This is a genomic window from Arenimonas sp. (assembly GCF_022842045.1).
Classification (GTDB): Bacteria; Pseudomonadota; Gammaproteobacteria; order Xanthomonadales; family Xanthomonadaceae; genus Arenimonas.
Genome location: NZ_JALHQI010000085.1, coordinates 1 through 10148, shown reverse-complemented (window position 1 = coordinate 10148; position 10148 = coordinate 1). Strand labels below are relative to the sequence as shown.

The window sequence follows — 10148 nt, the reverse complement described above, 5'->3', positions numbered from 1 at the left end:
CCTACGCCATCACCCGCAACCTGCCGTGGTGGCCCTTCAGCTGGCTGGCGCCAGGCTAAGGTCCGCGCTCAGCAGCCGCTGTCGAGCAGCAGGGCCACGGGGTTGATTCCCGTCCAGGCCCAGTACGGCAACTGCAGCAAGAACAGCGTAAGCCCCGCACCGAGCACGACCTGGGCCCACATCCACGCGCCCGTGGAGACCTGCGTGCGGTACAGCACCCAGGCCTTGGGATGGGGGAACTGCCGGGCCCGCACGATCAACCAGGTGAATCTTGCGAAAAAGAGCGCCGGAAGCCAGGAAAGCAAGAAAACATACACCGCCATGAACTGCAGTTCATGGATCACCGCGCAGGAATCACATTGGTTCGTCCGGGCCACGAAGGCTTGCAGCACGGCCACGTGCAGGTAGATGAGCCCCAGGGTGCCCAGCCAACACAGCAGGAACAGCCCACGCCCGCGCCAAGTCGGCTCGATGTAGCCCGGGTCCGCCCCGGCCTGGCTCACGTCGCCCAGCCCGCCAGCACGAACAGCGCCAGCAGGCCCAGCCACAGCAGCAGGATGCGCCAGACCAGGCTCATGGCGTCACGCAGTTCGAGCAGGTCGGGCGCCTGCGCGGGGCCGTCCACGGCGTAGGCATCTTCTTCGGCGAGTTCGCTGGCGACGCTGGCGCGCGCGGCGGCGTCGAGGAAGCCGAGGTCCAGGCGCACGCCGTTCGCGTGCCAGTCGCGCCACGCGGTGAGCACCTTGTCGAAGTCGGCGGCCAGCGCCAGCGCGAAGGTCATCAGCTGCGCCACCGGCCAGTTCAGCACCGCCAGCGTGGTGCGGGCGACGCCGCGCTGCGCTTCGGGCAGGCTGCGGCGCGCCTCGCCCTGCGCGCACAGCGAAACCAGGCGGTAGCCGAGCGCGCCGACCGCGCCCGCCACCACGAACCAGAACAGCACGCCGAACCAGCGCCACAGCGCGCAGTGGAACACGGCCGCGACCAGGGTCGGGCCTTCCACCACCGGCTCGCCGCCCTCGGGGAACAGCGTCGCCGCGGCGCTGCGCCGGGCCTCGGGGCCGCGGGCTTCGATGACGGCCTCGACGTCGAGGTTGAGGTCGCGCGGACCCCAGGTGTAGAGCAGCGCCAGCAGCGCGACGAAGAAGGCCGGCAGCCCGTACCACAGGTCGTCGATGAAGAACTGGATGGCGCCCACCACCAGCAGCGGCAGGCCCACCGCCAGCAGCAGGCCGATGCGGTTGGGCCACTCGTCGCCGCTGGTCTGCTTGCCCAGCCAGTGCAGCCAGCCGATGAACCAGTCGTAACGCCGCAGCAGCGGCAGCGACGGCACCAGGTGGCCGAGCAGGAGCGACACGACGACGGCGATGAGCGCGGCGGACATGCCGGGATTCTAGCCGTGATTGCTTCCGTATTCGCCTCTTGCCCACGCGGTTTTCCTACAGCCGCCGGCCGACGCGATCGCCGACGCTGGCCTCCCCCGCCTCGACCGGGGTTTGGCTCTGCCCGGCCACCCCGGTGCGGCCATATGCATATATGCATACAGAGGCGTATGATCGAGTTCGACCCCGACAAAGCGCTCGTAAACCGCCTCAAGCACGGCATCGACTTCACCGACGTCGAGACCGTCTTCTTCGATCTGCGCGCTTTCACGACCGACCGTCACTGGTCGACGCCACGCGGCACGGAATTGAGGCACATCACCACCGGCAAGGATGCCCTGGGCCGCGTGGTGACGGTCGTTTGGACGCGGCGGGGCGCGAACATCCGCCTGATTTCGGCCCGGCATCCCCGCGAGGACGAGAGGAAGCACTATGAGAAAGGTGGCTGAAGAAGTTGGGATACGACACGACCTCGAGCGTGCGCGCCGCGGCGCGGTGCTGGCATCGCCCGGGAAGACGCGCGTGACCATGTTCCTGGACAACGATGTGCTGGCCCACTTCCGCGCTACCGCAACGCGGAACGGCCGCGGCTACCAGACCGAGATCAACGCCTTCCTGCGCAGGGCGCTGACCGGCCACGCGGCCCCGGACACCGAGACCGCGGCGAAGGCCACGGGCGGCCAGCGCCCCGGCGGATTGGCAGGCGCGCCCGCCCGCCGTAAGACCTCGAAAAGCGAATAGCCAGCCAAGCACACGGCAACGGACTTGCGAGCGCGTCAGCCGGCCGGCGCCGCCTCGCGGCGGGCGCGGGCCTGGGCCCGCCATTCGTCGATCAGCCAGCGCGAGATCGACAGCACCGGCGAGAGCTTGACCTCGCCGGTGGCGACGGCGCTGTCGAGTTCATCGGCCGAGAACCAGCGGGCCTGCTCCAGTTCGTCGCTGACCGAGGGTTCCAGCGGCAGGCCCTGGGCCTGGAAGCCGATCATCAGCGCGGCCGGGAACGGCCAGGGCTGCGAGGCGGCGTACTGGCATTCGAGCACTGGGATGCCGGCCTCTTCCATCACTTCGCGGGCCACGGCCTGCTCCAGCGATTCGCCCGGCTCGACGAAGCCGGCCAGCACCGACCAGCGGCCCTTCGGCCAGGTGGCCTGGCGGCCCAGCAGCAGGCGCTCGCCGTCGGTGACCGCGACGATGATGGCGGGATCGGTGCGCGGGTAGTGCTCGAGCCCGCACTGCGTGCAGCGCGCGCACCAGCCGCCCTTGCCCAGCGCCAGCGCGTGGCCGCAGCCGCCGCAGAACCGATTGCGCTGCTGCCAGTGCAGCAGCGCGCGCGCTTCGGCCAGCGCGGCGGCGTCGCGGGCCGGCCATTCGGTGGCGGCGCTGCGCAGGTCCATCCGGCCGGGCAGCGGCTCGGGCAGGGACTCATGCGGCAGCGCGAACCAGGCGCCCTCCTCGCCCAGGCCCAGGAAGCTGGCCGCGTCGGGAAGTTCGCCCGCCAGATCGGCGCCGAGGCAGAAACCACAGCCACCCGCGGCTTCGGGGAAGCGCGCGTTGCCGTCGGTATCGACCACCAGCACGCGCGCCGCGGTCCAGCGCGCGCGCAGGTCGTCGGGGCGTTCGCGCAGCAGTTCGGAGCGGTCGAGCCCGGGGCCGCGGAACGCGTAGCCGGGCGGCGAGGAAGGCATGGGCCCGGGTGGCGCGGTCAGGCGGAGAAGCTGCTGCCGCAGCCGCAGGTGGTCTTGGCGTTCGGATTGCGGATCACGAACTGCGCGCCCTGCAGGCTTTCGCGGTAATCCACTTCGGCGCCCATCAGGTACTGCAGGCTCAGGGGATCGACCAGCAGGGTGACGCCGTCGCGCTGCAGGGCCAGGTCGTCCTCGCCCTGCTGCTCGTCGAACTCGAAGCCGTACTGGAACCCGGAGCAGCCACCGCCGGTGATGTACACGCGCAGCTTCAGGCCCGGGTTGCCCTCCTCGGCGATGAGGGAGGCGACCTTGGCGGCGGCCGCCGCGGTGAAGTCGAGCGGCGCGTCGAGCGACTGGTAGCTGGGCGTGGTTTCCATGGCACCAAGATGGGCGTGCGGGCGCCCATTATCAAGGCATATCAGGCTTCCTGTGCCTCGGCCTTGCCCTTCACGCGGCCGGCGGCCGGCGCGGCCTCGGGGCCGGTGAGCTGGGCCAGCGGCGCGTCGGCGTGGATCAGGCGGCCGGTGATCATGGCGCCGGCGGCCATTTCGACCACCTTGTAGTGGATGTTGCCGTTCACGCGGGCGTTGGCGGCCAGCTCGATGCGCTCGCCGGCGTGGATGTCGCCGGTCATGCGGCCGCTGATGACCACCACCGGCGCGCGGACCTCGCCCTCGATGTGGCCGTCCTCGGCGATGGTGAGCACCGCGGCCGAGCCGTCCTCGGCGGTGACCTTGCCGTGGATGGTGCCCTCGACGTACAGGCCGCCGGTGAAGCTGACGTCGCCGCGGATCACCGCGCGCGGACCGATCAGGGTTTCCACGGCGTGGCCGCCGTGGCGGGGGGATTTGTGCTTGTCGCTGCCGAACATCTCAATCTCCTCGTGGGCCCGCGGCCGTCCAGGGGAAGGCCTGGTCCACGGTGCTGCCGTCCGAGCGCAGCTGCACCCGGACGCGTTGGGGGGTAAAGCCCTCGGGCAGCATGATGCTCCCCTCGAGCTGCTGGAAATAGCGGAACGAGAACGCCTGTCCGGGTGCACCCGGCTTCTGTAAGAGGTCTTCCCAGCGCAGGGTCCGCAGCCGGCCTTCGCTGACGCCCTCCACCGACACCCGCGCCTCGCCCTTGCTGATGGCGCCGCGGTTGAGGTTCTGGGTCAGGGTGACGGTGTAGCGCCAGGTACCGCCGGCCTCGGGTTCGAACACGGCCTCGTGCACCGACAGGCCGCGGCGCTGGCCGGTGGCGCCGACCAGGCGCTCGTAGAAGGCAACGTCGGCGCGCAGGCCCGAGACTTCCTCCTCGCGTTCGGCCAGGCTGGCCTGCAGCTCGATGTTGGCGCTGCGGCTGATCTGGTCGCTGCGGCGCAGGGTGGCCACGTTCTGGCGGAGCTGCTTCACCAGGGCCTCGGCCTGGGTGGCGCGCTTGCTGGCGATGGCCAGCTCGGCCCGGGCCTTGGACAGCCCCGGCGCGGCGCGGCTGCTGGCCCAGTAGCCCACCGCGACCAGGCTGGCCAACCAAAGCACGGCCGCGATCGCCAGCAGCGCCCGGGCGTGCGGCCGGTGCGGGACGATGACGAAGCGCGGTTTGTCCGGGGCAGGCGAGCTCATCGGCGGGGGCAGGCAGGGGGATCGGCAACATCGCTGGCGCGCTAAGCCAGCGTCAAGGTGCGGTCCCACTATACTGTGAACTGCGTCACCCTCCGGGAGCCCGCCGTGACCGAAGCACACATTTTTGCCCTGGGCTTGGCCCTGGCCTGCCTGGCCGGCGTACGCGCCTACCTCACCGTGTTCGGCGTCGGCATCGCCGGGCTGATGGGCTGGGTGGACCTGCCCTCGGCGCTGGCCGTCACCACCTCGCCCTGGGTGCTGGGCACGGCCGGTGCGCTGGCGGTGGTCGAGTTCGGCGCCGACAAGATCCCGGGCGTGGACTCCGGCTGGGACCTGCTGCAGACCCTGGCCCGGATCCCGGCCGGCGCCTTCCTGGCCGCCGCCACGCTGTCCGACGACGGCCAGCTCGGCGCCGGCGCGCTGGCACTGGGCGCCACCGCCGCGCTGGGCACCCATGCCCTCAAGGCGACCACGCGTGCCGTCATCAACGCCTCGCCCGAGCCGGTTTCGAACTGGACCGCATCGCTGGGCGAGGACGCCACGGCCCTGGGCGCACTGGCGCTGGTGTTCGCGCATCCGTTCATCGCGCTGGGGCTGCTGCTGACGGTGATGGTGCTGGGTGCGCTGGGGGTGTTCGCGCTGGCCCGCTGGGTCTGGCGGCGCGGTCGGCGCCTGCGAACGCAGGCGGATGCGAGTACCGCGTGAAAACCGCACGGGCTGTCCGGTCGCCCCCGGGCAGGGCGTTAGCCCACCAGTGACCGCAGACACACTGACAGCCGCCACCCCCGGGGGCATAATCCAAGGCCAACCGGGGGCTTAGTGATGAATCCGCACGACGAGTCCAGACTCGCCGAACACCGCCACGCCTTCCTGCGCCTGCTGCCCCGGCGCGTCGAGGTCATGGGCCGCCGCCTGCATCGTTTCCTGCAGGACGGCTGGGACATCAACGGGCTGTCGCTGATGCACGACGAAGCCCGCTTCCTCGGCGACGCCTGCGGCCGGCACGGGCTCGACGCCGCCAGCGTCCACTTCCAGCAAATGCACCAACTGCTCGGCGACACGCTGCAGCAGCAGGCGCTGCCCGACCCCAGCCTGGGCGAGCGCCTGTGGCACCTGGTCGAAGACGTCGGTGCGTCGGTACCGATGAACACCGAGCCGCTGCCCGACGCCGGCGGCGCGCGCCAGGTCGACCACGGCGGCCGCGCCGAAACCCCGCCCGCCAACTACTGGCGCCGCTGGGGCGACGACGCGCCAATGGCCATCCTGGCCCAGATGGCGCCCGAGCCTGCGCCGGAACCCGCTCCCGTCGCGACGCCGCCGCCTCCCGTGCGTGCGCCGGTGGCTCCCCCGCGCAGCGAGGCCCCGCCCATGCCCAAGCCCAAGCCGCCCACGCCCCCCGCCGCCGCGCCGTCGCCGTCCCCTGCCGCCGCCGGGGAAGGCGAGCCTGACGCGGTAAAGGGCGTCCGCGTCTACCACCTCACCAGCCACGACCCGCTGTCGCTGGAACTCGACCAGCGCATGGAAGCCCTGGGCTACGAAGTGGAGCTGCTGGAAAGCGCCGAGGAACTGCGCGAACTGCTCGGCGCCTTCCCGGCCAACCTCGCGCTGGTGGACGCGGCCTTCAGCGACCAGCTCGAAGCGATCGGCGCCACCGTGCGCGAGGCCCGCGAGCGCATCCAGCAGCCGCTGCTGCTGGTGGCCCTGTCGCAGGTCGATGACATCAACCTGCGCCTGACCGCCAAGCGCGCCGGCGTGGACTCGCTGGTGGTCGAACCCAACGGCGCCTCCGACGTGCTGCGGCGCCTGGCCTTGCTGCTCAACCCCGGCAGCGACGCGCCCTTCCGCGTGCTGGTGGTCGAGGACGACCGCAACCAGGCCCTGTTCGCCGAAGGTATCCTGCGCAACGCCGGCATGGAGACCATGGTCGTGCTCGACCCGCTGGACGTGCTGCAGGCCCTGCACCAGTTCCAGCCCGACCTGATCCTGATGGACCTGCACATGCCGCACGCCAACGGCATCGAGCTGACCGTGCTGATCCGCGACCAGGACGCGTTCCTGCACACGCCCATCGTCTTCCTGTCGGGCGAAGCCGACGAGGACCGCCAGTTCGCAGCGCTCGAGGCCGGCGGCGACGACTTCATTTCCAAGCCGGTGCGGCCCAAGCACCTGATCGCCGCGGTGAAGAACCGCGTCACCCGCCACCGGGCGATGGAAATCAAGCGCCAGCGCCGCGGCGGCAAGAACAACGACACCAACCTGTTCCACCGCAGCGAGCTGCTGGAGAACCTGGAGTACCTGCTTGCCGACGCCAGCGAGCACAGCGCCGGCGGCGTGCTGTTCCTCGAGATCGAGAGCGTGAACCTGCTGCGCGACCGCCTCGGCCTGACCACGCTCGAGCAGCTGCTGCACGTGGTGGGCCGCATGCTGGGCGAGCGCGCCGAGCCGACCCCGGTGGCGCGCTTCGGCGACGGCAGCTTCCTGGTGCTCGACCGCGAACGCGACGAGGCCGGGCTGGAGCTGCTGGCCGCCCAGCTGCGCGCGTCGCTGGTGCAGCATCCGTTCAACGTGCAGGGCCACCCGCTGCGACTGCGGGTGTCGGTGGGCGTGTGCTCCATGAAGCACCGCTTCGGCGAGGCCAGCGACATGCTCAACGCGGTCGAGCGCATGGCGCGCGAGGCCCGCACCCACGAGAAGGGCGTCAAGCGCTACGAGCCGGTGAAGCCGAGCGAGGCGGTACGCGAAGCCGCGCTGGTGAAGCAGATCCGCGAGGCGATCGCGCTCAACAGCCTCGAGCTGCTCTACCAGCCGGTGGTGGCCGTGGCCGGCAGCGACGATTCCCAGTACCAGGTGCTGCTGCGCCTGCGCGGCACCGACGGCAAGCTGCTGCCGGCCGCCGAAGTGATCCCGCTGGCCGAGCGCGGCGACTTCATCGGCGATATCGATCGCTGGGTGCTGCAGGCCTCGCTCAGGCTCGTGCGCGACCGCCGCGCCGAGGGCCGGCCGCTGCGCCTTTACGTCACCCAGTCGGCGCTGACCCTGGCCGACCCGTCGCAGGCCGCCTGGCTCAAGGCCGAGCTGGCCGCGCACGACGTCCCCGGCAGCGCGCTCGTGATCGAGCTGCGGCTCGAGGACGCCGCCGTCCACGCCGGCACTGTGCGCGCCTTCTGCGACGCGCTGGTGGACGACGGCGTGCAGTTCTGCCTGAGCCAGTTCGAGGCCGGCCAGCACGCCGAGGGCCTGATCGACCAGCTGCCGCTGAGCTTCGTGAAGCTGGCGCGCAAGTACACCACCAACAACCTGAGCTCCGGCATGCGCGACGAGCTCAAGGTGCTGATCGAGCGCTCGCACCGCCGCGGCCTGGAGGTGATCGGCCACGGCGTCGAGGACGCGCAGTCGGCCGCCACCTTGTGGATGAGCGGCATTGATTTCATCCAGGGCAACCTGGTGCAACAGGCGGACCGCGACATGGACTTCGACTTCCAGCAGGCCGTGCTTTGAACGGGCTGCCCTTCAAGCCCAACGATGCGCTGATCGTGCGCTGGTTGGCGATCGCCGGCGCGGCGGGCGCGGCGGTGGCCGTGGCCATCGGCTACTTCAGCGACCGCGGGCTGTGGCAGGCGGTCGCCTTCGTGGCGGCGCTGCTGGCGGTGGCGGGCATCGCCGGCCTCTGGCGCGCCTTCCACCTGCGCAACCAGGCCCTGGCCGCGGTGGCGCAGCAAAGCGGCGAGCAAGACCGCGAAGTAAACGCGCTGCAGGAAGAGCTGGCCCTGCACCGCCGCCTCGAGCGCGAGCTGACCGAAGCCAAGCAGGCGGCCGAGGCCGCGATGATGGCCAAGGGCGAATTCCTGGCCACGATGAGCCACGAGATCCGCACGCCGCTCAACGGCATCATCCCCATGCTCGACCTGCTGATGAGCTCGCGCCTGCAGCCCGACCAGCAGGACATCGTGCGCACCGCCTACACCTCGGCGCGTCAGATGCAGCGGATCGTCGACGACATCCTCGACTACTCCAAGCTCGAGGCGAACAAGGTCACGCTCGAAACCACCAGCTTCAACCTGCGCGAGCTGCTCGATTCGGTGATCCGCCTGATGGAGAAGCCCGCCGAGAGCAAGGGCCTGCGCCTGAACCTGCAGATGGACCCGGCGGTGCGCCTGGCCGTGCGCGGCGACCCGGTGCGCCTGCGCCAGGTACTGACGAACCTGCTGAGCAACGCGGTGAAGTTCACCGAGCGCGGTTCGGTGACGCTGGCCGTCTCGCGCCGCGGCGAAAGCCGCACCCAGCACGAGCTGCGCTTCGAGGTCAGCGACACCGGCATCGGCATCGCCAAGGACGCGCGCCTGTTCCGCGCCTTCAGCCAGGCCGACGCGTCCACCACGCGCCTGTACGGCGGCACCGGCCTGGGCCTGGTGATCTGCAAGCGCATCGTCGACCTGATGGGCGGCAGCATCGGCGTCGATTCCGAACCGGGCCGCGGCTCCACCTTCTGGTTCGAGGTGCCGCTGACCAAGGCCGCCGGCGACATCCAGGGCCAGCGCAGCGACCTCAACGGCGCCCGCGTGCTGCTGCTGAGCACCGAGGCCGGCCTGCGCCAGCGCCTGGGCCAGTCGGCGCCGAACTGGGGCGTGCAGCTGACCCAGGTCGAGACCACTCAGGACGCGCTGACCCGCCTGCGCACCGCGCTGAGCCGCGGCGCCAGCTGGAGCTTCGACCTGCTGGTCGTGGACCTGAATTCCGTGCGCAGCACCGCCATCGCCCTGCACCGCAACCTGCGCCGCAGCGCCGAACTCGAGGACCTGCGCGTGGTCTACCTGCAGGGCGAGGAGGCCGTGGCCGGCGAGCTGGCCCAGGGCCCGCATTCGCTGATGCTTTCGCGCAGCATCGGCGGCAACGAGCTGCGCAGTGCGCTGAGTGGATTCCTGGCGTCCCAGGCGGTCGCCAAGCAGGAGGACATGGAGATGTCGCTACCCGAACGGGTGCTGGTGGCGGATGCCGCCGACCTGCCCGAAGACACTGCGCGGCCGGCGAGCCGCTTGCGCGGCCGCGTGCTGCTGGTCGAGGACAACCCGGTGAACCTGATGGTCGCCCAGCGCCTGGTGGGCCTGCTGGGCCTGCACTGCGAGACCGCCGACAACGGCGAGAAGGCGCTCGAGCGCATGGTGCAGGGTAACCTGGACGTGGTGCTGATGGACTGCCAGATGCCGGTGAAGGACGGCTACACCGCCTCCCGGGAATGGCGCCAGCACGAGCTCGCCCAAGGCCTGCCGCGCTTGCCCATCATCGCCATGACCGCCAACGCCATGGCCGGCGACCGCCAGAAGTGCCTGGACGCCGGCATGGACGACTACCTGTCCAAGCCGGTGGACCGCCGCCTGCTGGAGGCGACCATCGCGCGCTGGCTCCAGCACCGGCCGGCGCCGGAGGCCGGCGACGCGCTGCCGGCGCCCATGGCCGCGCGCCCCGCGATGCCGGAGGCGCCG

General features: G+C 71.0%; 11 protein-coding genes. 5 read left to right on the top strand and 6 right to left on the bottom strand.

Translation table 11 applies throughout. The features are described from left to right. Nucleotides 1-68: 68 nt before the first annotated feature. Together Q0C12_RS13480 and Q0C12_RS13475 are read right to left on the bottom strand one after the other, a co-directional pair. Nucleotides 69-503, bottom strand: a complete 435-nt coding sequence (locus Q0C12_RS13480) for a hypothetical protein (protein WP_290891047.1) — start codon at nt 501-503, stop codon at nt 69-71. Beyond that, nucleotides 500-1381, bottom strand: a complete 882-nt coding sequence (locus Q0C12_RS13475) for a hypothetical protein (RefSeq protein WP_290891045.1) — start codon at nt 1379-1381, stop codon at nt 500-502. The genes Q0C12_RS13480 and Q0C12_RS13475 overlap by 4 nt, the downstream gene beginning before the upstream one ends. A gap of 168 nt (nt 1382-1549) precedes the next feature. On the opposite strand from Q0C12_RS13475, the gene Q0C12_RS13470 reads away from it, so the two are divergent. Together Q0C12_RS13470 and Q0C12_RS13465 are read left to right on the top strand one after the other, a co-directional pair. Then, complete coding sequence (locus tag Q0C12_RS13470) at nt 1550-1828, top strand: BrnT family toxin (protein WP_290891043.1); 279 nt, start codon at nt 1550-1552, stop codon at nt 1826-1828. Continuing rightward, nucleotides 1812-2120, top strand: coding sequence for a BrnA antitoxin family protein (locus tag Q0C12_RS13465; RefSeq protein ID WP_290891041.1), 309 nt, complete (start codon nt 1812-1814; stop codon nt 2118-2120). Before Q0C12_RS13470 ends, Q0C12_RS13465 begins: the two co-directional genes overlap by 17 nt. Nucleotides 2121-2155: 35 nt before the next feature. On the opposite strand, the gene nudC is transcribed toward Q0C12_RS13465, so the two are convergent. From nudC to Q0C12_RS13445, 4 genes are read right to left on the bottom strand one after another with little or no spacing between them, the layout of a single operon-like run. After that, nucleotides 2156-3064: an NAD(+) diphosphatase gene (nudC, locus tag Q0C12_RS13460; RefSeq protein ID WP_290891039.1), complete on the bottom strand. Its 909-nt coding sequence runs from the start codon at nt 3062-3064 to the stop codon at nt 2156-2158. A 17-nt stretch (nt 3065-3081) separates the two neighbouring features. Continuing rightward, nucleotides 3082-3441 carry an iron-sulfur cluster insertion protein ErpA gene (gene erpA / locus Q0C12_RS13455; RefSeq protein ID WP_290891036.1) on the bottom strand — a complete coding sequence of 120 codons (360 nt, stop codon included), beginning with the start codon at nt 3439-3441 and terminating at the stop codon, nt 3082-3084. 41 nt (nt 3442-3482) lie between these two features. Beyond that, nucleotides 3483-3935: a polymer-forming cytoskeletal protein gene (locus Q0C12_RS13450; RefSeq protein ID WP_290891034.1), complete on the bottom strand. Its 453-nt coding sequence runs from the start codon at nt 3933-3935 to the stop codon at nt 3483-3485. A gap of 1 nt (nt 3936) precedes the next feature. Further along, nucleotides 3937-4668 (bottom strand): DUF6776 family protein, encoded by a 732-nt coding sequence (locus Q0C12_RS13445; RefSeq protein WP_290891032.1) that lies wholly within the window; start codon nt 4666-4668, stop codon nt 3937-3939. A 105-nt stretch (nt 4669-4773) separates the two neighbouring features. Here Q0C12_RS13445 and Q0C12_RS13440 point away from each other — a divergent pair, with 105 nt between their 5' ends. The 3 genes from Q0C12_RS13440 to Q0C12_RS13430 form a co-directional block, all read left to right on the top strand. Then, entirely contained in the window at nt 4774-5373 is a 600-nt protein-coding gene (locus Q0C12_RS13440; RefSeq protein ID WP_290891030.1) for a DUF4126 domain-containing protein, read from the top strand. Nucleotides 5374-5490: 117 nt separating this feature from the next. Further along, the gene (locus Q0C12_RS13435) at nt 5491-8166 is read left to right on the top strand and encodes an EAL domain-containing response regulator (protein ID WP_290891028.1); all 2676 of its coding nucleotides are present in this window, start codon (nt 5491-5493) and stop codon (nt 8164-8166) included. After that, nucleotides 8163-10148: ATP-binding protein (locus Q0C12_RS13430; RefSeq protein ID WP_290891026.1), on the top strand; the 1986-nt coding region annotated here is incomplete at its 3' end. The genes Q0C12_RS13435 and Q0C12_RS13430, both read left to right, overlap by 4 nt.

What these genes read in the sequence shown, in the direction of transcription:
- Q0C12_RS13475 (WP_290891045.1), bottom strand. Translation starts at nt 1,381, where the DNA reads ATGTCCGCCGCGCTCATCGCCGTCGTCGTGTCGCTCCTGCTCGGCCAC.
- Q0C12_RS13465 (WP_290891041.1), top strand. Translation starts at nt 1,812, where the DNA reads ATGAGAAAGGTGGCTGAAGAAGTTGGGATACGACACGACCTCGAGCGT.
- erpA (WP_290891036.1), bottom strand. Translation starts at nt 3,441, where the DNA reads ATGGAAACCACGCCCAGCTACCAGTCGCTCGACGCGCCGCTCGACTTC.
- Q0C12_RS13450 (WP_290891034.1), bottom strand. Translation starts at nt 3,935, where the DNA reads ATGTTCGGCAGCGACAAGCACAAATCCCCCCGCCACGGCGGCCACGCC.
- nudC (WP_290891039.1), bottom strand. Translation starts at nt 3,064, where the DNA reads ATGCCTTCCTCGCCGCCCGGCTACGCGTTCCGCGGCCCCGGGCTCGAC.
- Q0C12_RS13435 (WP_290891028.1), top strand. Translation starts at nt 5,491, where the DNA reads ATGAATCCGCACGACGAGTCCAGACTCGCCGAACACCGCCACGCCTTC.
- Q0C12_RS13445 (WP_290891032.1), bottom strand. Translation starts at nt 4,668, where the DNA reads ATGAGCTCGCCTGCCCCGGACAAACCGCGCTTCGTCATCGTCCCGCAC.
- Q0C12_RS13470 (WP_290891043.1), top strand. Translation starts at nt 1,550, where the DNA reads ATGATCGAGTTCGACCCCGACAAAGCGCTCGTAAACCGCCTCAAGCAC.